The sequence below is a fragment of the Mesorhizobium koreense genome (assembly GCF_031656215.1).
Taxonomy (GTDB): domain Bacteria; phylum Pseudomonadota; class Alphaproteobacteria; order Rhizobiales; family Rhizobiaceae; genus Mesorhizobium_L; species Mesorhizobium_L koreense.
In genome coordinates this window covers 4,036,440-4,061,971 of record NZ_CP134228.1, presented here as the reverse complement: position 1 = coordinate 4,061,971, position 25,532 = coordinate 4,036,440, and the positions used below count along the sequence as shown (strand labels likewise).

Annotated in this window: 19 protein-coding genes; 17 read left to right on the top strand and 2 right to left on the bottom strand. The window is 62.9% G+C overall.

What is annotated here, in order from left to right; genetic code table 11:
• Nucleotides 1-109: 109 nt before the first annotated feature.
• The 16 genes from RBH77_RS19360 to RBH77_RS19285 all read left to right on the top strand — a co-directional run bounded on the left by RBH77_RS19360 (nucleotide 110) and on the right by RBH77_RS19285 (nucleotide 17,858).
• Nucleotides 110-625 (top strand): hypothetical protein, encoded by a 516-nt coding sequence (locus RBH77_RS19360; RefSeq protein ID WP_311029197.1) that lies wholly within the window; start codon nucleotides 110-112, stop codon nucleotides 623-625.
• Nucleotides 549-2,999 (top strand): baseplate megatron protein TIM-barrel domain-containing protein, encoded by a 2,451-nt coding sequence (locus RBH77_RS19355; RefSeq protein ID WP_311029196.1) that lies wholly within the window; start codon nucleotides 549-551, stop codon nucleotides 2,997-2,999. Before RBH77_RS19360 ends, RBH77_RS19355 begins: the two co-directional genes overlap by 77 nt.
• Nucleotides 3,000-3,037: 38 nt before the next feature.
• Complete coding sequence (locus RBH77_RS19350; protein ID WP_311029195.1) at nucleotides 3,038-3,244, top strand: hypothetical protein; 207 nt, start codon at nucleotides 3,038-3,040, stop codon at nucleotides 3,242-3,244.
• Between the two features lie 81 nt (nucleotides 3,245-3,325).
• Entirely contained in the window at nucleotides 3,326-3,577 is a 252-nt protein-coding gene (locus tag RBH77_RS19345) for a hypothetical protein (protein WP_311029194.1), read from the top strand.
• 7 nt (nucleotides 3,578-3,584) lie between these two features.
• Nucleotides 3,585-4,253, top strand: a complete 669-nt coding sequence (locus RBH77_RS19340) for a response regulator transcription factor (protein WP_311029193.1) — start codon at nucleotides 3,585-3,587, stop codon at nucleotides 4,251-4,253.
• Between the two features lie 28 nt (nucleotides 4,254-4,281).
• Nucleotides 4,282-5,649 (top strand): ATP-binding protein, encoded by a 1,368-nt coding sequence (locus RBH77_RS19335; RefSeq protein WP_311029192.1) that lies wholly within the window; start codon nucleotides 4,282-4,284, stop codon nucleotides 5,647-5,649.
• 97 nt (nucleotides 5,650-5,746) lie between these two features.
• Complete coding sequence (locus RBH77_RS19330) at nucleotides 5,747-6,190, top strand: RT0821/Lpp0805 family surface protein (protein ID WP_311029191.1); 444 nt, start codon at nucleotides 5,747-5,749, stop codon at nucleotides 6,188-6,190.
• Between the two features lie 91 nt (nucleotides 6,191-6,281).
• Nucleotides 6,282-7,403: a c-type cytochrome biogenesis protein CcmI gene (gene ccmI / locus RBH77_RS19325; protein ID WP_311029190.1), complete on the top strand. Its 1,122-nt coding sequence runs from the start codon at nucleotides 6,282-6,284 to the stop codon at nucleotides 7,401-7,403.
• A 4-nt stretch (nucleotides 7,404-7,407) separates the two neighbouring features.
• A complete protein-coding gene (gene ccmE / locus RBH77_RS19320) occupies nucleotides 7,408-7,842 on the top strand; it encodes a cytochrome c maturation protein CcmE (RefSeq protein WP_311029189.1) in 435 nt (144 codons plus the stop codon).
• An 8-nt stretch (nucleotides 7,843-7,850) separates the two neighbouring features.
• Entirely contained in the window at nucleotides 7,851-9,839 is a 1,989-nt protein-coding gene (locus tag RBH77_RS19315) for a heme lyase CcmF/NrfE family subunit (RefSeq protein ID WP_311029188.1), read from the top strand.
• Between the two features lie 5 nt (nucleotides 9,840-9,844).
• Entirely contained in the window at nucleotides 9,845-10,306 is a 462-nt protein-coding gene (locus RBH77_RS19310) for a cytochrome c-type biogenesis protein (RefSeq protein ID WP_371832887.1), read from the top strand.
• Between the two features lie 151 nt (nucleotides 10,307-10,457).
• Nucleotides 10,458-11,987 carry a Do family serine endopeptidase gene (locus RBH77_RS19305; protein WP_311029187.1) on the top strand — a complete coding sequence of 510 codons (1,530 nt, stop codon included), beginning with the start codon at nucleotides 10,458-10,460 and terminating at the stop codon, nucleotides 11,985-11,987.
• 232 nt (nucleotides 11,988-12,219) lie between these two features.
• Complete coding sequence (locus tag RBH77_RS19300) at nucleotides 12,220-12,894, top strand: response regulator transcription factor (RefSeq protein WP_311032618.1); 675 nt, start codon at nucleotides 12,220-12,222, stop codon at nucleotides 12,892-12,894.
• Nucleotides 12,895-12,899: 5 nt separating this feature from the next.
• Entirely contained in the window at nucleotides 12,900-14,330 is a 1,431-nt protein-coding gene (locus RBH77_RS19295; protein WP_311029186.1) for a sensor histidine kinase, read from the top strand.
• Nucleotides 14,330-17,290 carry a bifunctional [glutamine synthetase] adenylyltransferase/[glutamine synthetase]-adenylyl-L-tyrosine phosphorylase gene (locus RBH77_RS19290; protein WP_311029185.1) on the top strand — a complete coding sequence of 987 codons (2,961 nt, stop codon included), beginning with the start codon at nucleotides 14,330-14,332 and terminating at the stop codon, nucleotides 17,288-17,290. Before RBH77_RS19295 ends, RBH77_RS19290 begins: the two co-directional genes overlap by 1 nt.
• A 61-nt stretch (nucleotides 17,291-17,351) precedes the next feature.
• A complete protein-coding gene (locus tag RBH77_RS19285) occupies nucleotides 17,352-17,858 on the top strand; it encodes an EF-hand domain-containing protein (RefSeq protein WP_311029184.1) in 507 nt (168 codons plus the stop codon).
• Nucleotides 17,859-17,943: 85 nt separating this feature from the next.
• On the opposite strand, the gene RBH77_RS19280 is transcribed toward RBH77_RS19285, so the two are convergent.
• Nucleotides 17,944-20,265: a PAS domain-containing sensor histidine kinase gene (locus RBH77_RS19280; RefSeq protein WP_311029183.1), complete on the bottom strand. Its 2,322-nt coding sequence runs from the start codon at nucleotides 20,263-20,265 to the stop codon at nucleotides 17,944-17,946.
• 159 nt (nucleotides 20,266-20,424) lie between these two features.
• Nucleotides 20,425-23,064 (bottom strand): aminopeptidase N, encoded by a 2,640-nt coding sequence (pepN, locus tag RBH77_RS19275; protein ID WP_311029182.1) that lies wholly within the window; start codon nucleotides 23,062-23,064, stop codon nucleotides 20,425-20,427.
• A 127-nt stretch (nucleotides 23,065-23,191) separates the two neighbouring features.
• On the opposite strand from pepN, the gene RBH77_RS19270 reads away from it, so the two are divergent.
• The gene (locus tag RBH77_RS19270) at nucleotides 23,192-25,498 is read left to right on the top strand and encodes a xanthine dehydrogenase family protein molybdopterin-binding subunit (RefSeq protein ID WP_311029181.1); all 2,307 of its coding nucleotides are present in this window, start codon (nucleotides 23,192-23,194) and stop codon (nucleotides 25,496-25,498) included.
• The last annotated feature ends 34 nt before the right edge of the window (nucleotides 25,499-25,532 follow it).

The window sequence follows — 25,532 nt, the reverse complement described above, 5'->3', positions numbered from 1 at the left end:
CACGGTCGGGCGGTCCGTCAGGCGCGGGCCCTCCCCAACGCGCCTGACGGACCGGTCATTTCGCCGCCGGATCGTCCGGCGGCTCTCTCGAAAAATTTTGGAGATTGCCATGAGAGGGCGCATCGTCAGCGATGTGCAGTGGGCCGCTCTGCGCGAATTGCGCGAAGGCGAACCGCCGACCTTTCCGCGCCTGGCCGCCGCAGCGGAACTGCATCAAACGACAATCCGCGAACGCGCGTTGCGCCATAGCTGGGAAAAACAGCCCTATCGCCGCTCGGGTTCGCGGCCTCTCGAGCAGGCGGCGATCGAACTCTCCGATATCGAGATGCCGCCGGAGGAATTGCGCGGACGGCTTGCCGCCGTCCTGCCGAGACAACTCGGCCGTATCGTCGCGCTGGCCGAGCGCGGCCACATCGACAAGGCCGAAATCGATGCGCTGCACTCGATGGTACGGGTACTAGAGCGCTCGGAGGCGCTTTCCGCGGAGCCTGCGAAGGAACAACAGAAGAGAAGCGATGACGAACTCGCCGGAATGCTCCAGCGGATCGATGAGCGAATTGTTGAGCTCGCTGTGGCGCATGCAGAACGGCTGGTCCAGGCTCGAGATCAGGAGGGAATGGGTTGAAGCCATCCTTGCCGAGTGGTTCGGGCTTGCACTGGCGCAGCAATATTTCCCCGGCGGCGCCGACGACAATCGGCTGGTAACCGGCGGTCGCGGTTCCGGCAAAACCAGGCTCGGCGCCGAATGGGTGAACGGGCTGGTGCATGGCTTCCGTCCGTTCACCGACAAGGGTCGGCGCTACGGACGCATCGCGTTGGTCGGCGAAAGCCTGGGTGACGTCCGCGAGGTGATGATCGAGGGGCCGTCCGGTATCCGTGCGATCTCGCGTGGCGTGCCGCCCCGCTTTGAGGCGACGAGGCGGCGGCTCGTCTGGGAAACCGGAGCGGTGGCGCAGATCTTCTCCTCGGAGGATCCCGAGAGCCTGCGCGGCCCGCAATTTGATGCCGCATGGCTGGACGAACTCGGCTGCCCTGCCATCGATCTGGGGCCGAACCAGCCCAACGTCTTTCCGGATCCGAAATCCTCCGAAAGCGCGCCGCCTTATTTTTCAAGCGGCGGACGATCCGACCTCGCGCAACAGCGCTTTCTGGAGGCACATGGCCGGTACTGGGATTCCGATGAGCCCGGCTTCGAGGACAATGCAAACCCGGTCTCGCCCGTTTATGGCGGCCGCATGGTCGATCCTTCGCGGCTTTATCTCTGGTCCTGGGACGCCAGGCCCTATCCCGCCTTTCCGCTGCTCCGCGACGTATGGAGCGACGGCGGCAACTGGGCGCTCGGGCATTGGCTGAATGGAAGGCTGTCCGGCATCTCGCTAGGTGGACTTGTCCGCTCTATCGTTCAAGATCATGGTCTACCTGCCCCGGATACCCTGAAGGCGGACGGGTTCCTGGCAGGCTATGTAGTTTCCGATCCATCGTCGGCACGCTCCGCATTACAGCCTCTCGTCGATGTTTTTGGCCTCGGCGTGCATGAGGACGATGGCAAGCTGGTCTTCCGTTCGCCGACGACGCTGGCAGCCGCGCCTATCGAGATCACCGATGCGGCCGTGGATGGAAATTCCGCAGTGATCGAGAAAATCCGCGCTGCCGCGAACGACCTTCCCGTCAGCGCCACCTTGTCCTTCCAGGACGGCTTGCGCGACTATCAATCGGCGTCGGCGCGTGCGCTACGCGAGGGCGCGGCCTATGAACGGGAACGGACGCTTGCACTCCCGGCGATCATGGAGACGGGCGCGGCGGAAGCGCTTATCGCCGACTGGCTGCGCCGCACCTGGTGCGGCAAGGAAGAGATCAGCCTCGCGGTGCCTGCGGCTGCCGTCGTCCCTCAATCCGGCACGGTCATCCGGGTCTTAGGCAGCAATGCCGAATTTCTCGTGACCGGGATCGATGAGGGCGTCCTGTGCAGGCTTTCGGCGCGACGCGTCCTGCGGGTCGCCCCGGCGCCGTGGCGATCTGTCCTGTCATTCGATATGGCCTTTCCCAACGTCGTCGTCGGCGAACCGCTGGCCCTCTTCATGGACTTGCCGATGATTTCAGGCGGCGCGCCCGAAGATCAGTTCCGCGTAGCGGTTTGGTCGAATCCGTGGAAGACCGAAACGCTTTATGTCTCGCCTGAGGATACCGGCTTTAACCTCCGCGCCTCGATCGGTCTGCCTGCCGTCGTCGGCGAATTGCTGGAGCCGCTCGGCTCTGGCTTCTCCGGCCGGATCGATCGTTCCGAGACGATCGATATCAGGTTGTCCGACGGGGAACTGCAGAGCATCTCCGAGCTTCAATTCCTCAATGGCGGCAATGCAGCAGTTGTTCGTTCGGCAAGCGGCGCATGGGAGCTTATCCAGTTCCGGACGGCCGAAGAAACGGCGCCCTCCGTCTGGCGACTTGGCGGGCTATTGCGTGGTCAACTGGGCACAGAAGATGCAATGGCGGCCGGTGCCGTAGCCGGCGCCTCCTTCGTGCTTTTGGACGAGGCGGTGAAGCCGGCAGGTCTGCTTTCCTCTGAGATCGGGCTGCCGCTCAACTGGCGGATTGGGCCGAGCGGTGAGGATTTCTCGGGCCCGGCTTTCGGCGCATACACGGAGACGGGCGGATTGCGGGCGTTGACCCCATTGTCGCCCGTGCACCTGAAAGCGAACAGGCAGGCGGATGGCGATATCGATATCTCCTGGATCCGCCGTGGCCGCATCGATGCGGACAGTTGGCTCGGCTCCGAAATTCCTCTCGGCGAGGAGGCTGAAACTTATCGCGTGGATATCGCGACGGGCGGCGGGGACATAGTGCGCTCGCTGACGGCGTCGTCGCCCTCATTGACGTACACGGCAGCTTCGATCGCGGAAGATTTTCCTGCCGTGCCTGGAAGCATCCGGATCACTGTCCGTCAGATCAGCGCTGCCGTCGGCGCCGGTACACCGGCCTCGACCGTGCTTACCCTCGGCTGACGCCTCGCTCCGTTTTTCTCAACCGGAAAGGAAATGCAATGGACGCAATCAAACCCTGGTATCTTTCCCGCACCATCTGGGCTTCGATCGTGACGATCGCCATGTCGTCGGCCGGCCTGTTGGGTTTTTCCACGGGCGGGATCGATAGTTCGTCTCTGACGGATACGCTTCTCCAGGCGATCAGCGGCATCGCCGGCATGGCCGCGATCATTGCCCGCTTGTTCGCGACGCATCAGTTGAAATAGCGCCGGCTTCGATGCCCGGCCGGCGGATTTCCTCGGCCGGCATTCATTTCGCATTCAGCCGCGATGCGCTAGAAGGGCGGCATGAGACGTCGTCTTCCATTTTATTGTTCTGTCGCGGGCGCCCTTTCGGTCACGGTAGCCGCCATGGAGCCCGCCGCCGCGGCCGACTGCTATTCCGTCGGCCAGCAGGTTGCCGCCCAGAAGGGTGGACAACTCGCGAAAGCCAGGCCGGAGACGAGAGGTGGCAAGACGGTATGCGTAGTTGTCGTCCTCATTCCGGCCAAAGACGGGCAGCGCCCGCGTCGAGCCGAAATCGTCGTTCCGGCAGGGTAGCTAAATCATGCGCGTATTGATCGTCGAGGACGACAAGGATCTTAACCGGCAACTCGCCGAAGCATTTGCCGATGCCGGTTATGTCGTGGACCGGGCCTATGATGGTGAGGAGGGGCACTTCCTCGGCGATACGGAGCCCTACGACGCCGTCGTCCTGGATATAGGCCTGCCGCAGATGGACGGCATCAGCGTCGTGGAGCGCTGGCGCCGCGACGGCCGCAAGATGCCCGTGCTGATGCTTACGGCGCGCGACCGCTGGAGCGATAAGGTGGCCGGCATCGACGCCGGCGCGGACGATTATGTCGCCAAGCCCTTCCATATCGAGGAGGTGCTGGCGCGCCTGCGCGCCCTGATCCGACGCGCCGCCGGCCACGCATCTTCCGAACTAGGATGTGGGCCGCTCCGGCTCGACACAAAGGCTTCCAAGGCCGACATCGACGGCAAGCCGCTGAAGCTCACTTCTCACGAATTCCGCCTACTCGCCTATCTGATGCATCATATGGGCGAGGTGGTTTCGCGCACCGAACTCGTCGAGCATCTCTACGACCAGGATTTCGATCGCGATTCCAACACGATAGAAGTGTTCGTCGGCAGGCTGCGCAAGAAGATGGGCGTCGATCTGATCGAGACGGTGCGCGGCATGGGCTATCGTATGCGCGAGCCGGCTTCTTCATGAGCATCGCTCGCAGAAGGCGCATCCGTCCGTGAACCTCGGCCCCCGTTCGGTAGCCTTCCGCGTCATTGCCTTCTCGACCCTGTGGGCGATCATAACGCTGGTCATCATCGGCACGGTCATCTCGGCGCTTTATTACCGGTCGAGCGTGCGCAGTTTCCGCACTCTCCTCTCAGCGCACCTCTTCAATCTGGTCAGTTCCGTCAGCGTCTCGAATGACGGCACGTTGTCTGGTAGCCCTGACTTAGGGGATTTGCGCTTCAGCGAACCGGGTTCGGGGTGGTATTGGTCGGTCACGTCTGTTTCGGGTGGGCTCCACGGCGATCTTCGCTCGCCCTCGCTTACGGGATCCATTCCCGGACCAAGGAGGGCTACCCCCTTCGATGCGGATTTCCGGCGTAACTATCGTGTGAGAGGCCCGGGTGGAGACCGGCTGGAAGTGTTGGAAAGCGAGGTCGTCCTCGACACGAACAACCGCGTCGCGCGCTTCCTCGTGACCGGCAACCGCAACGAATTGCTGGCCGAGATCGATAGTTTCCAGCATCGGGTCTATCTCTATCTATCGCTGTTCGGCATCGGCATGATCTTGATCAATGCCATCGCCATACTGCTCGGCCTTCGCCCGCTCGACAGGGTCAGACAATCGCTCCAGCGCGTCCGCGAGGGCTCCGCGCAGCGACTTGACGGCGATTTTCCCGCCGAGATCGAGCCGCTTGCAATCGAAACCAACGCGCTGATCGACAACAGCCGGCGTATGATCGAGCGATCTCGATTGCAGGTAGGAAACTTGGCGCATTCGCTGAAGACGCCGATAGCCGTTCTCCAGAACGAGGGTCGTGCGATCGGAGGCAAGCGGGGCAAGTTGGTGATCGAGCAGACTGCCGCAATGCAGCAGCAGGTCGACCATTATCTGCGCCGTGCTCGCATTGCAGCGCAACGCGACAGCATCGTCTTCCGAACCCCCCTCTCACACCCCTTGCAGCGGCTGGTGAGGGTAATGGTCAAGCTCAATCCGGATATCAGGATCGGGCTCGATCTACCGGAAGGCCAGGTCGTCTTTGCCGGCGAAACCGAGGATTTCGAGGAAATCGCCGGCAATCTCCTCGAAAACGCCATGAAATGGGCCCGAAGCGAGGTATCGATTTCGCTACGCGCGTCGGATGCGTCCAATAGGGATGGGACGGCAACGCTTGTCATCGAGGATGACGGGCCCGGAATCCCGCCTGAAAGAGCGGCGGAGGCATTGAAGCGCGGAAAGCGGCTGGACGAGACCAAGCCCGGCTCGGGCCTTGGTCTCGCCATCGTCTCGGACCTGGTGGAGGAATATGGCGGGACGCTTGAACTCGGCCGCGCGGAACCTGGCGGCCTCAAGGTAGTTGTACGGCTGCCGGCCGCCTGAACGTTCGACTTGCTTGTGTTGCAGTGCGATAAGGGCCAAAATCTGATTGCATGAATCAGGCGGCGGGCGATTGGTTCGTGAGAGGAAGCGGCATTTGGTGATCAGAGGGCTTGTAGGGGTCGGATGCGCGATTGCGATGGCGCTCGTTTCGGGTTGCGGGTCGCCACGTGCCAAGGTTTCCGCGGCTGCCAACCCGGCTATAGCGGCCTATGCCGGGCCGCGCACAGGCAATCCGATCCTCGACGCCATGGCCGGTGGGCTCGTCGGGGGTCCGATCGGCTCCGGGTTCACATCGAAGGATCGACGCGCCGCGCTTGAAGCGGAATACAAGGCGCTCGAATACACGCCGAGTGGCCAGAAAGTGGCTTGGCAGGGCAAGACTTCCGACCTTCACGGAGAAGTGACGGCCGGGCCACCCTACCAGGTAGGCTCGCAAAACTGCCGGCAATATTCCGATACAGTCTATTCGGGCCAGGCCGCGCATACTGCCAAAGGCACGGCTTGCCGCAATCCGGACGGAAGTTGGACGCCGCTTACCTGACGCCGGCCAACCCGGTATCGATCTTCCGCCCGCCAAATCGCCGCAGGCGAGTGCTGTTGGCTTTACCATGCCCTGCGGCTATTGAACCGGCATGTGGTTCTGGGTCGTTGCCGCGCTTCTTACGCTGGGCGCCTCTCTGGCGATACTGTTTCCCATGTTGCGTGCGGAGCGGCGCGCGGCGGACGCCGACGCCTACGACATCGAAGTCTATCGCGATCAGCTTTCCGAACTCGATCGTGATACCGGCAGGGGCTTGATCCGGCCGGTGGAGGCCGAAGAGGCACGCGCCGAGATCGCCCGTCGCATCCTTCGCGCGGGCAAAGCGGAAAAGGGTGACAAACCAATCGTCCGCGGTAGAAGCGGGCGCTTGCTTGCCAGCGCGGCCGTGCTCGCCGTGCCGCTGGTGAGTTGGAGTTTCTATGGCGTGCTCGGCTCCCCCGATCTCCCGTCCGAGCCACTCGCCGCCCGTCTCGCCAAGAACCCCGCCAATTCTACTATCGACGAACTTGTCGCGCGCGCCGAGCATCATTTGGCGGAAGTGCCTTCCGACTTCCGCGGCTGGGATGTGCTGGCGCCGATCTATGTCCGCATGAGCCGTTTCGCGGACGCCGCCAACGCGTATCGCACCGCAATCAGGCTCGACGGTTCCAGCGCCACGCGTGAGGCTGGCCTCGGCGAGGCGCTCGCGGCCGAACAGGGTGGGATGGTCTCGGCCGAAGCCGAAGCCTCCTTCGAAAAAGCGCTTACACTTGATCCCGGGAACGCCAAGGCCCGTTTTTTCCTCGCCACCGCTCAAGCCCAGGAAGGCAAAACGGGCGAGGCGGCCAGGGGGTGGAACGCCATGCTCGCCGATCTTCCACAGAATTCGCCCTGGCGAGCCGCCGCCGAACAGGCGCTTGCCGCCGTCGACAAGCAGCCGGCCGCAATGCCCGGCCCGACGCAGGATCAAATGACCGCTGCCGCCTCCATGTCGGCGGGTGACCGCGACGCCATGATAGAAACCATGGTATCGCGGCTCGATGACGAGTTGCGTAAAAAGCCCGACAATCCGGACGGTTGGAGACGGCTCGTTCGCTCCTACATGGTTCTGGGAAAGAAGGCGGAGGCCGAGGATGCCCGCAAGCGAGGCATGGCGGCGCTCGGCGCGGGCAGTGATGCGGCGAAGGAACTCGACAAATTCGCCATTTCCCTCGGCCTGACGCGGACGGAGTGACAGGATGACGCGCAAGCAAAAGCGTCTCTCGGTGATCGCTGGCGCGCTTTTCTTCCTCGGTGCGGCGACGACGCTCACCTTCGTGGCGCTCGGGCAGAAGGCTTCGTATTTCTACATGCCGTCCGATCTGAAGACGGCCTCGGTCGAACCGGGACAACGCATCCGCCTCGGCGGATTGGTGGCGAAGGGCAGCATCGTTCATGGGAAAGGTGCGGAGATCGCCTTCGGCGTCACCGATGACAAGGACACGGTCAAGGTGACCTATACTGGCATTCTTCCCGATCTTTTCAGGGAAGGGCAGGGGGTCGTCACCGAGGGCTCGTTCCGCTCGGACGGTGAGTTCGTAGCCGACAGCGTCCTTGCCAAGCATGACGAGCGCTATATGCCCAAGGAAGTCGCCGAGGGCCTGAAGGAAAAGGGCGTCTGGCAGCCGGACTGAGAACACATATGGTAGAAACCGGACATTTCGCACTCGTTCTCGCATTCGCCATGGCACTGGTGCAGTCCCTCGTGCCGATCACCGGCGCGCGCATCGGCGACGAACGCCTGATGGCGGTAGGGGTACCGGCCGCGATAGCCGGTTTCCTGCTTACGGCCCTCTCCTTCGCCGCCCTGGTCGCAGCCTACGTGCAATCCGACTTCTCGGTCGCCAATGTCTGGGAAAACTCGCATTCGCTCCAGCCATTGATCTACAAGATCACCGGAACATGGGGAAACCACGAAGGCTCGATGCTTCTGTGGGTTCTGATCCTGACCCTGTTCGGCTCTCTGGTCGCGTTGTTCGGCGGCAATCTCCCGCCTTCGCTCAAGGCGACGGTCCTTTCCGTTCAGGGCTGGATCGGCGCCGCATTCTTCCTCTTCATCCTGACCACGTCCAATCCGTTCACCCGACTGAACCCGGCGCCGATCGAGGGTCGAGAACTCAATCCCATCTTGCAGGATTTGGGTCTCGCAGTGCATCCGCCGCTTCTCTATCTCGGCTATGTCGGCTTCTCGATCTCGTTTTCTTTCGCGGTCGCGGCCTTGATAGAGGGACGTATCGACGCGGCATGGGCGCGCTGGGTCAGGCCCTGGACGCTGCTCGCCTGGCTCTGCCTGACCGGTGGCATCTCGATGGGCTCCTACTGGGCCTATTACGAGCTTGGCTGGGGCGGCTTCTGGTTCTGGGACCCCGTCGAGAACGCTTCGTTCATGCCGTGGCTGGCGGGAACGGCGCTCTTGCACTCGGCGCTGGTGATGGAGAAGCGGTCGGCGCTGAAGATATGGACCATCCTGCTAGCGGTCCTCACCTTCTCCTTCTCGCTTCTCGGTACTTTCCTTGTCCGCTCCGGCGTGCTTACTTCCGTTCACGCCTTCGCCACCGATCCGAGCCGGGGCATCTTCATCCTGTGCATCTTGACGCTCTTCATCGGCGGTTCCCTCGCGCTCTTCGCCTTTCGCGCCAACACGCTGACGAGCGGTGGCTTGTTCCATCCGATCTCGCGCGAGGGCGCGCTCGTCCTCAACAATCTGTTCCTGACGACCGCCGCTGCGACCGTCCTGGTGGGCACGCTTTATCCGCTCGTCATCGAGGCGCTCAGCAAGGATCGGATTTCTGTCGGTGCGCCCTTCTTCGAATTGACCTTCGTGCCCCTGATGGTGCCGCTTCTCTTCGCTGTGCCGTTCGGGCCGATGCTGGCCTGGAAGCGTGGTGATCTCTACGCCGCCGGCCAACGCCTGTTCGCCGCCTTCGCCGGTGCTCTGTTCGTCGGCATGTGCGTGCTCCTCTTAGTTGACCGCGCCGCGGTTCTAGCCGCGTGCGGTATCGGCCTGACGGCCTGGCTTCTGCTCGGCGCTCTCACCGATCTTGTTCTGCGCTCGGGCGTTGGCACAGTCCCGGCGAACGTGGCATGGCGACGCTTTGCCGGACTGCCGCGCTCGGTCTTCGGGACCGCGCTTGCACATATGGGACTCGGGCTGACATTGCTTGGCATTGTCAGCGTGACCACGTTCCAGGGCGAGAAGATCGTGGCGCTCAATCCCGGCGATAATCTCACTGTTTCGGGCTATGTGCTGCATTTCGAGGGCATGAAAGCCGGACAAGGCCCGAATTTCACCGAGAGCCGTGGCGTCTTCGATATCATGTCCCCCAGCGGCGTATCGCTCGGCAAGATTGCCTCCTCCAAACGCTTTTTCCCGGCAAGACAGATGCCGACCACCGAGGCCGGTATTCGTACCTTCGGCCTTGGCCAACTCTACGTGTCGCTCGGCGATCCAGACGCGAGCGGCGCCATGGTCGTGCGCGCCTGGTGGAAACCGCTCGTCCTGTTGATCTGGCTGGGCGGAGTCGTGATGATGCTGGGTGCCGCCATCTCGCTTCTTGACAGGCGCCTTCGTGTCGGCGCGCCATCGCGGCGGCGCAAGGTGGCCACGAAGCTGGCGGAGAGCCCGTCGTGAGGCAGGTGCTGCGGGCGCTCTGCCTTGCCGCCACGCTGGCGCTATCGGCCGGCGTGACACAGGCATGGGCCGTGCGGCCCGACGAGATGCTCTCCGACCCGGCGCTTGAGGCACGGGCAAGGGCGCTTTCAAGGGAGCTTCGTTGCCTCGTCTGCCAGAATGAATCGATCGACGATTCCAGCGCGGATCTTGCCCACGACCTGCGCGTACTAGTCCGCGACCGCATCAAGAAGGGCGATACCGACAAGCAGGCTCTCGCCTATATCGTAGCCCGCTATGGCGAATTCGTCCTTCTGAAGCCACGCTTCGACCTGCGTAACGCCGCGCTATGGGGCACGCCTGTCGTGCTGCTCCTTGCTGGTGGACTGTTCATGCTCCTAGGCGCCCGCCGTCGCCGGGATACGTCCCCGCCGCTTTCGAGCGAGGAGAAGAAGGAACTGGACGCGATCCTCTCCGGCCGGGAATGATCCCTGGCAACCGCGCGGGGCCTGGTTCCTGCCTCTTGATACCATTACGAAAATTTCATTCGCCGGAAACGGCATCGTAATGTCGTGTGCCCTATCTGTCTCTCTACAAGATGCATTACACCGCGTCTCACAGAGAAGAGGACACGACAAGATGAACAACCCGACCCCTCCCCATGGCGCAATCCGCAAGCGCCTTCTCGCGGCAGCCGCGGCGATTGCGCTGACCGGCGCCGCCGGCTTCGCCGTCGTTTCCAACACGGTTCCCGTTCTGGCTGACCCCGTGTACGTCAAAACCCCTCAGGCGATGCCGAGTTTCGCCGACGTCGTCGATCAGGTTTCGCCGGCTGTGGTCAGTGTGCTGGTCAAGTCTCGCGTCGAGCCTACCGCGGCCGACGGCTCACAATTCTTCTTCAGCGGCCCCGGCTTCGACAATCTGCCGGATGATTCCCCGCTGAAGCGCCTCTTCAAGCAATTCCAGGATCAACAGAAACACCGCCATCACGATGACGACCATGGCGGAAAGCTTCGCCCGACCGCCCAAGGCTCCGGCTTCTTCATCTCCGAGGACGGCTATCTCGTCACCAACGACCATGTCGTGAAAGGCGGCGGCGCCTTTTCAGTGCGCATGGACGACGGTACGGAATATGACGCGAAGCTCATCGGCACCGATCCGCGCACCGATCTTGCGGTGCTGAAGGTCGACGGCAAGGGCAAGAAGTTCACCTATGTCCAGTGGGCTGACGATTCGAAAGTCCGCGTCGGCGACTGGGTCGTGGCGGTAGGCAACCCGTTCGGCCTTGGTGGCACCGTCACGGCGGGTATCGTCTCGGCGCGCGGCCGCGATATCGGCGCGGGCCCCTATGACGACTTCATCCAGATCGACGCTGCCGTCAACCACGGCAATTCCGGCGGGCCCGCCTTCGATATGAACGGCGAAGTCGTCGGCATCAATACCGCGATCTTCTCGCCTTCAGGCGGCAATGTCGGCATCGCCTTTGCCATTCCTGCTTCGACCGCTAAGGGCGTTGTCCAGGATCTCATCAAGGACGGCCAGGTCGATCGTGGCTGGCTCGGTGTGCAGATCCAGCCCGTCACCAAGGACATTGCGGACTCTCTCGGCCTTTCCGACCAGAAAGGTGCACTTGTCGCGGAGCCGCAGGGTGATAGTCCGGCCAAGGCTGCGGGGATCAAAGCCGGAGACGTGATCACTGCGGTTGATGGCAAGACCGTCGATTCACCGAAGGAACTGGCGCGACTGATCGGCGGCATGAATCCCGGTAAATCCGTCGCGATCAAGGTCTGGCGCGATGGCTCGGACCAGACCTTCAATGTCAAACTCGGAGATATGCCGGCGCCTGACAAGATGGTTTCCGCCGACAAATCGAACCAGCAGGACAACAACACCGCCGACACGCTCGACAAATTCGGCCTGACGGTGACGCCGTCGGACGACGGCAAGGGGCTTGTCGTCACCGATGTCGATCCGAACAGTGACGCGGCCGACCGCGGCATCCGCGCGGGCGACGTGATCGTGGCGGTCAACTCAAAGGACGTGAACTCCGTTTCGGATGTCGACCAGGCCGCGTCGGAAGCAGCCAAGGCCGGTCGCAAAGCGGTACTGGTCAGGATCATGCGTGACGACAACAGCCGGTTCGTCGCCCTGCCGGTGGCAAAGGGCTGACAGGCCGCCGACACGGCCCACACTCGGATGCGTCCCCGGCCGGCCCATACTCACACCCCCATGGGTGGGCCCGGGGAAGCATCCGGATCGGCGTAAGTTGATTGTTCTTGCCGATCCAGCGGCAGCGGGTCCCATCGCCCGCTGCCGTCTTTGCAATCAGCAGCCTCGACAGGGAGACCCGGTCATGGTTAGTCAGACAGCGAACGCGGGCGATTTGGCGAATAAGACGTCCATGAAGATACTGGTCATCGAGGACGATCGGGAGGCTGCCGATTATCTTGAAAAGGCTTTCGCGGAGGCGGGTCACAATGCCCACCTCGCCCGCGACGGTGAGGCGGGATATACGCTGGCGCGCAACGGGGATTACGATGTTCTTGTCATCGACCGCATGCTGCCTCAGCGCGACGGGCTTTCGGTCATTGCCGGCCTGCGTGCCCATGGCGACGACACCCCCGTCCTGATCCTTTCGGCGCTTGGCGAGGTGGACGACCGCGTGACCGGCCTTCGCGCCGGCGGCGACGACTATCTGACCAAGCCCTATGCTTTCTCCGAACTGCTCGCGCGCGTGGAGGTTCTGAACCGCCGCGCCGCCGGCAAGGACGTGGAGACAGTCTATAGAGCCGGGGACCTCGAGCTTGACCGCCTTTCCCACACGGTGAAGCGCGCAGGCAAAGAGATCACGCTGCAGCCGCGCGAGTTTCGGCTACTTGAATATCTGATGCGCCATGCCGGTCAGGTCGTGACCCGCACCATGCTTCTGGAGAATGTCTGGGACTACCATTTCGATCCGCAGACCAATGTGATCGACGTGCATGTCTCGCGCCTCAGGAGCAAGATCGAGAAGGGCTTCGACGCGCCCGTCCTGCACACGATCCGCGGCGCGGGATACATGCTCAAGGCAGGTTAAACTCTATGGCGGCGCTGCACGCCATCATGAAGACGACGGCGGCGCGGCTTTCGGCGCTCTACCTGATCCTTTTCGCGATCTGCGCAATATTGCTCGTCTTCTACATGACTTCGCTTTCGGTGCACATGCTGGAGGCGCAGACACGCGACACGATCAACGAGGACGTGCAGCGTCTCGCCGCCGGCTACGAGCGCGGCGGCCTTCAGCTTCTCGTCCGCGTGATCGAGCAGCGCTCGCGGCAGCCCGGTGCCAATCTCTACCTGATCGCCGACCCGAACGGCCGCATCCTTTCGGGCAATGTCGAAAGTCTCGATCCGGGCGTGCTTTCCACCAATGGATGGACCGAGCGGCCGTTCTCCTACGTTCGTTACGGCGAGGGAGCGGGTGAGCGGGCGAACCAGCCCAATACGGGGCGGGTGACGGAGCACCGCGCGATCGCGGTGGTCCTGCGGCTCCCCAATCAACTCATCCTGCTCGTCGGTCGCGATCTGGGGGAACCCGAGCGCTTCCGCCTCGTCGTGCGCCGTTCGCTCATGTTCGCGCTCGGTACGATGGGGCTGGGCGCGCTGCTCATCTGGTATTTCGTCGGCCGCCGCGCGCTGAAGCGCATAGACAACATTTCCGCGGCCAGCCGGCGCATTATGGGCGGCGACCTCAGTGGCCGACTGCCGGTGATCGGGGCAGGGGACGAATTCGACCGTCTTGCCGAAAACCTCAACATGATGCTCGGGCGCATCGCCGAGCTGAACGAGGGTCTGAAACAGGTCTCGGACAATATCGCGCACGATCTGAAGACGCCGCTGACACGGTTGCGCAACCGTGCGGAGGCGGCGTTGGCCGGAAAGCGCAGCTCAGCCGAGTATCGCGAGGCGATTGAAAGTTCTATCGCGGAATCCGACCAGCTCATCCGTACCTTCAATGCGATCCTCATGATCTCACGCCTGGAGGCGGGCTATTCAGCCGAATCGACGGTGCCGATCGATCTCGATACCATCCTTCACGATGTGGTCGAGCTTTACGAACCGGTGGCGGAGGAGATGGGAGTGGGTCTGGAATCCGGAGCGGACGGCAAGCATAGGATCGTGGGAAACCGCGAACTGATCGGGCAGGCACTCTCGAACATCGTGGATAACGCTATCAAATATTCGGCCGGCTCGTCCGAGAAACCGGTGGTGACGGTGAAGGCGGAAAGCACCGACAGCGAGATCCGCCTGACCGTGACCGATAATGGCCCCGGCATACCTGAAGACGACCACGCCCGGGCGACCGAGCGCTTCGTGCGGCTTGAGCAGAGTCGGTCCAGGCCAGGCTCCGGACTCGGGTTGAGCCTTGCCAAGGCGGTCATGAAATTCCACGGTGGGCGGCTCGACCTTTCTTCCGTGCATCCGGGACTGAGGGTCTCGATGGCGTTTCCGGCAAGCAAGGAAGCGAATTGATGGGGAAGAAAGCGGCGTCCCTCGATGGCGAGGGCTGGTTCGGCGTGCCCGTCAGGCCGCTCGTTCCGCTGGACAGGACTTCGGCGGAAGAGGAGATCGCCGCGTTTGCGGATGCCGCCCGTGAGGGCGGCTTTCGTCGGCTTGCCGCGCTTCTTTCCGCGCCGGGTCCGTTAAAGAACTTTCTGGCTGCCGCCTTCGATCTTTCCTTTTTCCTGCGCGATTGCGCTCGCCGCAGGCCCGAAATGCTGGATCGGCTTTTCGATGAGCCGCTCGATCACCGGCTTCGCTCCCTCGCCGAAGAGATCAAGCAGGTGCCTTTCGGCCCTGACGTGACGGAGCAATCGCTGATGGCGTCGCTGCGCCGGCTGAAGACCGAGGCGCATTTCCTGATCGCACTTGCCGATCTTGCCGGGGCAGGCGCCGAGGGAACGGTTCGGCGGCTGAGCGCGCTTGCCGAGGCTTGTGTCGGTACAGCGGTGGATTTCCTCCTGCGGGAAGCCCACCGGCAGGAGAAGCTGAAACTCCCCGATCCGGAAAAGCCTGCCGAAGGCTCGGGCTGGATCGTGCTCGGCATGGGCAAGCTCGGTGCCTCGGAGCTCAATTTCTCCTCCGATATCGACCTTATCGTCTTCTTCGACCCGCACGCACCAGCCATCATCGACCCGCTCGAGGCGGGAGACCTCTTCGCCCGGCTGACGCGGCGACTGGTGCGCATTCTGCAGGACCGTACCGGCGACGGCTATGTCTTCCGCACGGATCTGAGACTGAGGCCAGACCCCGGTTCGACGCCGCTTGCCATATCGGTTCCCGCCGCGCTGCATTATTACGAAAGCCGCGGCCAGAACTGGGAGCGCGCAGCCATGATCAAGGCGCGGCCCGTCGCCGGCGACATGAAGGCTGGCGAGGCCTTCCTGAAGGAATTGCAGCCCTATATCTGGCGCAAATATCTCGATTATGCGGCTATCGCCGACGTCCATTCCATCAAGCGCCAGATCCACGCCCACAAGGGCCATGGCGAGATCGCGGTGGCGGGGCATAACGTGAAGCTCGGGCGCGGTGGCATTCGCGAGATCGAGTTCTTCGTCCAGACGCAGCAATTGATCGCCGGCGGCCGCTTTCCGGAACTGCGCGGTCGCGAGACGGTACCGATGCTCGCCGTGCTTGCCGCGCGCGGGTGGATCACGGCCGAGGCGCGCGACGCTCTGGTGCGGCAATACTGGTTCCTGCGCGATGTCGAGCATGCGATCCAGATGGTCGCTGACGAGCAGACGCATACGCTACCTGAGGACGACGAGGGGCTCGAGCGTATTGCACACATGCTGGGCTTTGCCGATCGTGAGGCATTCGCGGACGCTTTCCGGCAGTCGCTCCAGCAGGTGGAGGGACACTACGCGGCGCTCTTCGAGACCGCGCCGCAGCTTTCCGCCGGTATCGGCAATCTCGTCTTCACCGGCGATGTCGACGACCCCGATACGCTTCGGACCCTTTCCGGCTTGGGCTTCGAGCGCCCGAGCGATATCTGCCGCACCATACGCGGTTGGCATTTCGGGCGATACCGCGCGACGCAGTCGGCCGAGGCGCGCGAGCGGCTGACCGAACTGACGCCGGCACTGCTCCAGGCTTTCGGCGAGACACGCCGGGCCGACGAGGCGCTGATGCGGTTCGACTGCTTTCTCGCCGGCCTGCCATCGGGCATCCAGCTTTTCTCGTTGCTGCAATCCAATCCTACGCTCTTGAAGCAACTGGCGACGGTCATGGGCGCGGCTCCGCGCCTCGCCGCCATCATCACTCGTCGCACACATGTCTTCGATGGCCTTCTCGACCCCGGTCTCCTGAACGAGCTCCCGAACCGCTCCTATCTCGCTGCCCGGCTTTCGGCCCTGCTGGAGGGAACCCGGCAATACGAGGACACGCTCGACAGGCTGCGTATCTTCGCCGACGAGCAGAAATTCCTCATCGGCGTTCGGCTTTTAACCGGCGCCATAGATGCGAACCGTGCCGGCATGGCCTTTTCGGATCTCGCCGACTTGACGATCGGCGCGGCGCTCGACTCCGTTATCGAGGAATTCGCCGTCCGCCACGGTAAGGTATCGGGTGGCGCGGTCGCAATCCTTGGAATGGGTAAGCTCGGCAGTCGGGAACTGACGGCCGGGTCCGACGTGGATCTCATCCTGCTCTACGACCACGACAAGGACGCGGAAGAGTCGGACGGCGAAAAGCCTTTGGCGCCATCGCATTATTACGCCCGGTTGACTCAACGCCTCATCGCCGCCGTGTCGGCACCCACGGCGCAGGGAGTGCTCTACGAACTCGATTTGCGCTTGCGTCCTTCCGGCAACAAGGGACCGGTCGCGACCCATATCGAATCCTTCGTCAAATATCAGCGCGAACAGGCGTGGACCTGGGAACATATGGCGTTGACGCGGGCGCGCGGCGTTGCCGGCGACGCGGAATTCCTGGCCCGCGTCGAGCGCGAGGTAGAGGAGGTTGTCTCGCAGCCGCGCGATACGGCGAAACTCGCGAAAGACGCCCTGAAGATGCGCGCCCTGATCGAGGAGGAGAAGCCGCCGCGCGATATCTGGGACCTGAAGCTCATTCCCGGCGGCCTGATCGATCTTGAGTTCATCGCGCAGGTAGCGACGCTCTCGGGCAAGATCACGGGAGAAAGCCGCCCGACCGGAACGGCCGAGACACTCTCACGGTTGTCGCCCGATTTTGCGGACTCGCAGATCGTTCAGGAACTGTTCAGCTCGCATTCGCTCTACTCGACCCTGACACAGATCATCAGGCTGTGCCTGACCGGTCCGCTCGATCCGGACGACATTCCGCCGGGGCTTGTCGATTTGCTCCTTAGGAATACCGACCTGCCGGAACTTGGCGTGCTGGAGGCGCATATCAAGGAGACGTCGCGGCAGGTTCGCAAGGATTTCGAACTGCTGCTTCGTGGGAAGCGCACATAGGCGATGGGTTGCCGGGCGCTTTCCGTTCGCATCGGGGGTGACGATGCAACAGGAGAAGACCATGAGGAAATCCACTAGACTGGCACTCGGTTTCGCCGCCCTTGCGGGCGCCATCGCCACCGCTGCCTATGCGGCGGACGGCCCCAAAAACTGGGGAATGAACGGCATGCGTGGCAACATGCACAAGGCGGATGCCGACAAGAGCGGCGATATCACCTTCGACGAGTTCTCCGCGGCGATGAAGGGCCGCATCGACACCGCCGACGCCAACCATGACGGCAAGGTCACGGTCGAGGAACTCGCAGCCCAGCTCGAGAAGGCCCGCTACGAGCGCATGGCCAAGCGCATGATCGCCCGTTTCGACACGAACGGCGACGGCGAACTGACCCAGGACGAGGTCGAGGGCCGGCAGAAGAAGCTCTTCGCTCTCCTCGACAAGAACGACGATGGCAAGATCGAAAAGAGCGAAATGCGCGGCATGGGCGGTTGGCACCATCGCGGCGGCTGGCGCCATCATCAGGGCGGCGGCCAGGGGCATGATGGCCCCAACGGCGGCGACGTCGAATAAACGCCGGATCGGGCGGGAACGGCGGAAGCCCCGGAGCAATTTGCTCCGGGGCTTTTCATTTGGAAGCAATAGTCGCCGTCAGCTTTTACGCGGCCTGCCGGATGGGCGGCTTCCGCTCCGGAATGCGGATGGAGACGATCGTACCGACACCATCGGTCGAGCGGATCTTCAGCGCACCGCCATGCAGTTCCGCCAGCGAGCGTGAGATTGCGAGGCCGAGCCCGGAGCCGGCATGGCTCTTGGAAAACTGGTTCTGCACCTGCTCGAAAGGCCGGCCGAGCTTCTTCAGCGCCTCGCGCGGGATGCCGCAGCCGTTATCCTCGATGGTGACAACCATGGCGCCATAGGCCTTGCGGGCGCGCACCAGGATGCGGCCGCCTTCGCCGGTGAACTTCACCGCGTTCGACAAGAGATTGATCGTGATCTGCTTGATGGCGCGACGATCGGCGAAAAGCGTCATGGAATCCGCGATCCGTGTCTCCACCCTGATAGACTTCTGCGCCGCCTGCAGCGAGATCACCTTCACGGTCTCGGTAATAAGCGGGCCAAGGTCGATCTGCTCGCGGTCGATGGAGAACTGGCCGGCCTCGATCTTCGACATGTCGAGGATGTCGTTGATGACACCGAGAAGATAGCCGCCGGCGCCATGGATATCCTTGACGTACTCCTCGTAGCGCTCGGAGCCGAGGGGTCCGAACAGGCTCTGCTGCATAAGTTCCGAAAAGCCGATGATGGCGTTGAGCGGGGTCCTCAATTCGTGTGACATGTTGGCGAGGAATTCGGACTTGGCCCGGTTCGCTGCTTCGGCTCGTTCGGTTTCCTTGAGATAGCGGCGGTTGAGTTCGGCGAGTTCCCCGGCGCGCTCCTCCTCGGCCTTGCGGGCAACGCTGAGGTCATGGATGGTCGCCATCTGCCGCCGCTCGCTGTCGACCAGCTTTTCCTGATGCTGCTTGAGAAGCGTGATGTCGCTGCCGACCGAGACCGTGCCGCCGTCGCGCGTCGTCAGTTCATTCACCTGCAGCCAGCGCCCGTCCGCGAGATGCCTTTCGAATGTGATGGCGCCGCGCATGCCGCTCGCCAGCCGCCGCTCGGCGAGGAGAGGCTTCATCCGCGCTTCGATATCTGCCCGCGAAGTGCCTGGCATGACGTCCCGATCGGAGAGGCCCGCGTCCTGCTGGAACTTCGTGTTGCACATGACGAGCCGCCCGGCAGCGTCCCACAACACGAAGGATTCAGTGATGTTCTCGATCGCGGTGCGTAGCCGCTGATCGGCCACTTCCGTCTGCCGCGCCAGATGCAATTGCTCGGTAACGTCGACCGCGATGCCGATCAGGTGCAGTTCCGGTGCATCGGGGTCGGTGACCTGGGCGCGGGCGCGCATCCAGACCCATCGCCCGTCCGCGTGGCGCATGCGAAAGACCTGGTCGATATGATCGGTCTCGCGCGACACGATCCGGTTGGCGATAGTGAAGAGGTCACCGTCGTCCTCGTGGATGATCTGGGCCACCTCGCCGAAGGAGAGCATCGCTTCGCACGGCTTGTAGCCCAGCATGTCGTACATGGAGCGCGACCAGTACATCCGCCCACGCGCCATGTCCCAATCCCACAGGCCGCAGCGGCCACGCACCAGCGCCAGGTCGATGCGCTGATGCGCCTGCAGATAGATCGCGTCGGCCGATTCGGCCCGCGCCACTTGGCTGAAATAAGTGTAGAGGATCATGAGGAGGATGGCGGTGGTCAGCACATAGAGCGTCACGTTCAGCGTCACGCTCCGTCGCCATTCGGCGAAGACGGTCCTGACCGGAACCAGAACCGCCGCCGAGCCCTTGCCGTCGTCGAGCCGGTTCATCGCCGCGTACCATTCCGCACCGCCGATCCGGACCTTCATGACGCCGGCCCTTTCTCCGAACAGGAAAAGCGGTTGGCCGCCATGGACAAGAGCGCGCAGCGATTTGCCGGACCATTGTTCGGCGGATGTCGTCACGGCGGTGATGCGGAAGTCAGGGTCGGTCAGGGCAACGACATAGCCGTCGCCGAAAGCGCCTAACTCACTCGTCTGGCGGACGAGGTCTTGATCATGCAGATGGCCGTCCTTCCGGTTCTTGAGGAAAGTAGCGGCGGAAAGCTGATTGGCGGCAAGCGCGAGCGTCGACTTCACGCTACGCTCGACATCCTCATGCGTATTCATCAACGCGACTATACGGGTGGCTGCGATAATGATGAGGAACAGGACGATCATCGCCGGAATGGCGCGGCGCAGAATGGGCTCGGCGGCCAGCAGGCGCCGATAAGCCGGAGCAGCGATCATTCGAGCATTTCCTGCTAGCCCCAGGCCGGTCGTTCTTCGGCCTGTTCGCTTGGCAAAAAAGGCACCCCCGGGCGCGCCCCACGCGTCCGCCTTTGCCATTCCAGATGGCTCCTCTAATAAACTGCCTGAAAAACGATTACGCGCTACGCCGCACTTCCGAATCATCCATAAAGAATCAAAGGTGATTCGCCTTGTCCAGACCCTTTGATCGTCAAGTGCGGATTATTTTTCTTCACCGGACTCGGATTGCGGCGTTTTTTACGCCAGCGTCCGCTCGACGATATCGCGCAAATCCGCTGAAAGGCCAGGCGTCGAGGCGATGCCTGCCAGCACGATGCGGGCCTGCTCCTGCCTTTCCGGCTCGAAGGAACGCCATGACCTGAGCGCGGTGGCAAGCCTTGCCGCTACCTGCGGGTTGCGCTTTTCCACCTTCAGCACCGTTTCGCCGAACAGCCGGTAGCCGGCGCCGTCGCGGCGATTGAAGCCAGTCTGGTTGGCGATGGCGAAGGTGCCGACCAGAGCCCGTACGCGATTGGGATTGGCGATGGAGAAACGCTTGTGCTCCATCAGCGCTGCCACGCTCTCGACGGTCTCGGGGCCGGGGACGGTTGCCTGGATCATGAACCATTTGTCCATCACCAGCGGATCCGGGCCGTAGTGCTTCTCGAAAGCGGTAAGTGCCGCGGTCGACACTTTCGAGCCCCCATGCCGGTGCGCTAGCACCGTCAGCGCTCCCGCGCGGTCGGTCATGTTGGTGGCGGTCCTGTATTGATCGGCGGCGCGCGTCGGGTCGCCTCCGGCCGAAAGATAATCGAGCAGCACGTTGCGCAAGGCGCGCCTGCCGGCGTTCGCCGCGTCGGGGCTGAACGGCGCCTTGTCCGAAAGCTTCTCGTACAGCTCAGCGAAAGTTTCGCCATTGGCGGCGGCGATCGCCGAGACCAGCGCTTCGCGCGCCTCGAAGATCGCGTCGGGGTCGATGTTACTGCCGATTTCGCGTGCGATGTCCGCCTCGCCCGGGAGGGCTAACGCCAGCGCGCGATAGGCCGGTTCCAGCGTCTCGTCCTCGGCGATGGCACCCGCAAGCGCTATCGTGCCGGCGTTGAATTTCGGCGTCTTGCCGCCGCGTTTCTGACGGGAAGCGGCGATCAGTGCATCGGTGAAGAGCGTGTTCAATGCCTGCCAGCGAGAATAGAGGTCGTCGTCGTGGCGGGCGAGGAATATTCTGTCCTCGCTCCTCTGCTGCACCGATAGTGTGATCGGCGCCGAAAAGCCCCGGTTGAGCGAGACCACCGGCCGCTGCGGAAATCCGCCGAAGCGGACTTGGTGGCGACGCTTGCGGATATGGATGACGCCGTTTTCGACAGTTGCGCCTTCGGCCGAAGTATAGGCAGCGTCGTGGCCGTTGCTGCCGACCAGCCCGAAGGCCAGCGGAATGTGCATCAGGCGCTTGCGGCTTTCGTTCGGCGTCGGCGGCACCGATTGCTCGATATCGAGGATAAGTTCGGCGGACGCCGGGTCGTGCGAGGTCTTCACCGTCAGATTCGGCGTTCCCGCCTGATTGTACCAGAGCGAGAATTGCGACAGATCCTGCCCGGAAACGTCCTCGAAGACCTTCAGGAAGTCCTCGACGGTCGCCGCCTCGCCGTCATGCCGCTCGAAATAGAGATCCATGCCGCGCCGGAACGCGTCTTCGCCGAGGATCGTACTGACCATGCGTACGACTTCGGAACCCTTCTCGTAGACGGTCGCCGTATAGAAATTGTTGATCTCGCGATAGCGCCGAGGCCTCACAGGATGCGCGAGCGGCCCCTGGTCCTCGGGAAACTGGTGCGCGCGCAGTGTCCTGACCTCGGCGATGCGCTTCACCGCGCGCGAGCGCTGGTCGGCGGAGAATTCATGGTCGCGGAAGACGGTCAGCCCCTCCTTCAGGCAGAGCTGGAACCAATCCCGGCAAGTGATTCTGTTGCCGGTCCAATTGTGGAAATATTCGTGCGCGATCACCGCCTCGATATTGGCGTAGTCGGCGTCGGTGGCAGTTTCCTCGTCGGCGAGCACGTATTTATCGTTGAAGACGTTCAGCCCTTTGTTCTCCATCGCCCCCATGTTGAAATCGGAGACGGCCACGATGTTGAACACGTCGAGATCGTATTCGCGGCCGAATTTCTCTTCGTCCCAGCACATGGAGCGCTTGAGCGCGTCCATCGCATAGACCGCACGCGCTTCCTTACCGTGCTCGACAAATATGCCGAGTTCGACCCTGCGGCCCGATTTGGTGACGAAATGGCTCCTTATCGATCCGAGGTCGCCGGCAACAAGCGCGAAAAGATAGGAGGGTTTGGGAAAGGGGTCGTTCCATTCGGCGTAATGGCGTTCGCCGTCGAGGTCGCCATGCGCGCCGGGATTGCCGTTCGAGAGGAGCAGCGGCGCATCCTTCTTCGGCGCCTCCATGCGTACGCTATAGATCGACAATATGTCCGGGCGGTCCAGGAAATAGGTGATGCGGCGGAACCCTTCCGCCTCGCATTGCGTGCAATAGACGCCGTTCGAGCGGTAAAGCCCCATGAGCTGGGTGTTGGTCTGAGGGGAGAGGCGCGTCCCGATCGTCAGCACGAAACGCTTGGCGCGCGGCGGCTTGACGGTCAGGAGGTCGGGCGTCGCCTCGAAATCACCGGGCTTTGCCGGCTTGCCGTCGATGGCGAGACCGACGAGTTCCAGCCCATCGCCGTCGAGCACGACAGGCGCCGTGTCGGCAACGCCGGCGCGGCGTTCGAACGTCAGTTCCGCGGTGACCAATGTCGCTTCTGGCGACAGGTCGAAATCGAGATGCGTCAGCGGGATGAGATAGTCGCTGGGGCGGTAATCCTCCAGGCGGAAGACCTGGCCTGTATCCGAACGCATCATGGACCTTCCCGCAAGCGGCACGCTGGCATAACAAAATTGAAGCGCTGCTCTTTACACGAAACGACTGCTCGACAAAACTGTCCGCCGGTTCAGCCGATCATTTCCACGCCAAGCAGGATAAGCCATGAACGTCATGACGCCGAAATTCGGCATGGGCGCGTCGGTCCTTCGCAAGGAGGACAACGCGTTTATCACCGGAAAGGGACGCTACACCGATGACATTACGCTCCCCGGCATGCTGCACGGCTACGTGCTGCGCTCGCCGGTAGCGAATGCGCGCTTCAAGGTGGTGTCGACCGGGGAGGCGAAAAAGGCGCCCGGCGTCCGGCTGGTGCTGACGGGCAAGGATATCGCCCATCTCGGCGATCTGCAGTCGCACGGCATGCAGAAGCAGCCCGACGGTACACTGCCGCCGAATCGCGACATACCGATCCTCTGCCGTGACAAGGTCCATCACGTCGGCGACGCCGTCGCTTTCATCGTGGCGGAAAGCCGGGCCCAGGCGCAGGATGCCGCCGAACTGGTCGAGGTCGACTACGACAGCGAGGGCGCGGTGGCGGACACGCGCCACGCACTCGACAAGGATGCGCCACTGGTCTGGCCCGAGCTTGGCTCGAACAAAGTCGTGCTCAACCATATCGGCGACAAGGAAAAGACGGCCGCGGCCTTCAAGAAGGCGGCAAGCGTCACGCGCATCGAGTTCGTCAACAACCGGCTGATCACCAACTACATGGAGGTGCGCTCGGCGGTCGGCGAATGGCGCGCCGACGAAGACCGCTACGTGCTGACCGCCGGCACGCAGGGCGTGCATGGCGTGCGCGACATCATCGCGAAAGAGGCGTTGAAGGTACCGCCGGAGAAGCTGCGCGTCGTCACGCCCGACGTCGGCGGCGGCTTCGGCACCAAGACTTTCGCCTACCGTGAATATGTGCTGGTTCTGGAGGCGGCCAAGCGCCTCGGCGCGCCGGTCAAGTGGACGGCGGATCGCGGCGAGCATTTCCTTTCCGACACACAGGGGCGCGACAATTTCGTCATCGCCGAGATGGCCATGGACAAGGATGGCCATTTCCTTGCCCTCCGGGTGAACCTGATCGCCAATCTCGGCGCCTATACCTCGCAATACGGCCCGTTCATCCCCTATCTCGGCGTCACCATGTCGACCGGTGTCTATGACCTCCCGGCGATCGACGTGGACGTGACCTGCGTCTATACGAACACCGTGCCGGTTGATGCCTATCGCGGGGCAGGGCGCCCTGAGGCTGCCTTCCTGCTGGAGAAGCTGGTCGACGAATGCGCGCGCGATCTCGGTCTTCCGCGCGAAGAAATCCGCCGACGCAACTTCATCAAGCAGTTCCCCTACAAGACCCAGACCGGCCGCATGTACGACACCGGCGACTTGAACGGCCATATGACGCAGGCGATGGAGCGCGCCGGCTGGGCAAGCTTCGACAAGCGCTTGGCGCAGGCGAAGAAGAACGGCAGGATCCGTGGCATCGGCATGTCGACCTATATCGAAGCCTGTGCTTTCCCCGGCTCGGAACCGGCTTTCGTCGAGTTGAACGGCGACGGCACCGTCACGCTGAAGATCGGCACCCAGTCGAACGGGCAGGGCCACGCGACAGCCTACGCGCAATTCGTCGCCGAGAAGCTCAATCTCGACATCGACAAGATCACCGTGCGGCAGGGCGATACCGACGAGCTCGGCGCGGGCGGCGGCACGGGCGGCTCGCGCTCGATACCGCTCGGCGGCGTTTCGGCGGCGCGCGCTGGCGAGGATCTGGCGGAGAAGATCAAGAAGATCGCCGCCGACGAGCTTGAGGCCTCTGCCGGCGACATCGAGCTCTCGGACGGAACCGCGCGCATCGCCGGCACCGACCGTGTGATCGATTTCGCGGCAATCGCCAAGGCAGCGAAGAACCCGGACGATTTGAAGGGCATGGGCGAGTTCAAGCAGGACGAATGCACCTACCCGAACGGCACCCATATCTGTGAGGTCGAGATCGATCCCGAAACCGGCGTGACGAAAGTCGTCGCCTACACGATCGTCGACGATTTCGGCGCCACCGTGAATCCGATCCTGCTTGCCGGGCAGATCCATGGAGGCATCGTGCAGGGCATCGCCCAGGCGTTGACGGAGAACACGGTTTATGCGGACGATGGCCAACTTCTGACCGCGAGCTTCATGGACTACACCATGCCGCGCGCCGACGATTTCCCGTTCTTCTCCTTTGAGACGCACAATGTGCCGTCCACGACGAATGCGCTCGGCATCAAGGGCGCGGGCGAAGCGGGCACGATCGGCGCTACGCCGGCGGCGCTGAATGCGGTGACCGACGCGCTCTACCGGGAATACGGCATAAGGCATATCGACATGCCGACAACGCCTGGCCGCGTGTGGAATGCCATCCGGGAGGCGACGAAGACGAAGTGAGGGGAAGCAGGCTGCTTCCGGGGGGAGCGGAACC

Bases quoted from the DNA above. Each gene is read 5' to 3' on its own strand.
- RBH77_RS19360 (WP_311029197.1), top strand. From the start codon at position 110: ATGAGAGGGCGCATCGTCAGCGATGTGCAGTGGGCCGCTCTGCGCGAA.
- RBH77_RS19355 (WP_311029196.1), top strand. From the start codon at position 549: ATGAGCGAATTGTTGAGCTCGCTGTGGCGCATGCAGAACGGCTGGTCC.
- RBH77_RS19350 (WP_311029195.1), top strand. From the start codon at position 3,038: ATGGACGCAATCAAACCCTGGTATCTTTCCCGCACCATCTGGGCTTCG.
- RBH77_RS19345 (WP_311029194.1), top strand. From the start codon at position 3,326: ATGAGACGTCGTCTTCCATTTTATTGTTCTGTCGCGGGCGCCCTTTCG.
- RBH77_RS19340 (WP_311029193.1), top strand. From the start codon at position 3,585: ATGCGCGTATTGATCGTCGAGGACGACAAGGATCTTAACCGGCAACTC.
- ccmI (WP_311029190.1), top strand. From the start codon at position 6,282: ATGTGGTTCTGGGTCGTTGCCGCGCTTCTTACGCTGGGCGCCTCTCTG.
- ccmE (WP_311029189.1), top strand. From the start codon at position 7,408: ATGACGCGCAAGCAAAAGCGTCTCTCGGTGATCGCTGGCGCGCTTTTC.
- RBH77_RS19315 (WP_311029188.1), top strand. From the start codon at position 7,851: ATGGTAGAAACCGGACATTTCGCACTCGTTCTCGCATTCGCCATGGCA.
- RBH77_RS19305 (WP_311029187.1), top strand. From the start codon at position 10,458: ATGAACAACCCGACCCCTCCCCATGGCGCAATCCGCAAGCGCCTTCTC.
- RBH77_RS19300 (WP_311032618.1), top strand. From the start codon at position 12,220: ATGAAGATACTGGTCATCGAGGACGATCGGGAGGCTGCCGATTATCTT.
- RBH77_RS19295 (WP_311029186.1), top strand. From the start codon at position 12,900: ATGGCGGCGCTGCACGCCATCATGAAGACGACGGCGGCGCGGCTTTCG.
- RBH77_RS19290 (WP_311029185.1), top strand. From the start codon at position 14,330: ATGGGGAAGAAAGCGGCGTCCCTCGATGGCGAGGGCTGGTTCGGCGTG.
- RBH77_RS19285 (WP_311029184.1), top strand. From the start codon at position 17,352: ATGAGGAAATCCACTAGACTGGCACTCGGTTTCGCCGCCCTTGCGGGC.
- RBH77_RS19280 (WP_311029183.1), bottom strand. From the start codon at position 20,265: ATGGCAAAGGCGGACGCGTGGGGCGCGCCCGGGGGTGCCTTTTTTGCC.
- pepN (WP_311029182.1), bottom strand. From the start codon at position 23,064: ATGCGTTCGGATACAGGCCAGGTCTTCCGCCTGGAGGATTACCGCCCC.
- RBH77_RS19270 (WP_311029181.1), top strand. From the start codon at position 23,192: ATGAACGTCATGACGCCGAAATTCGGCATGGGCGCGTCGGTCCTTCGC.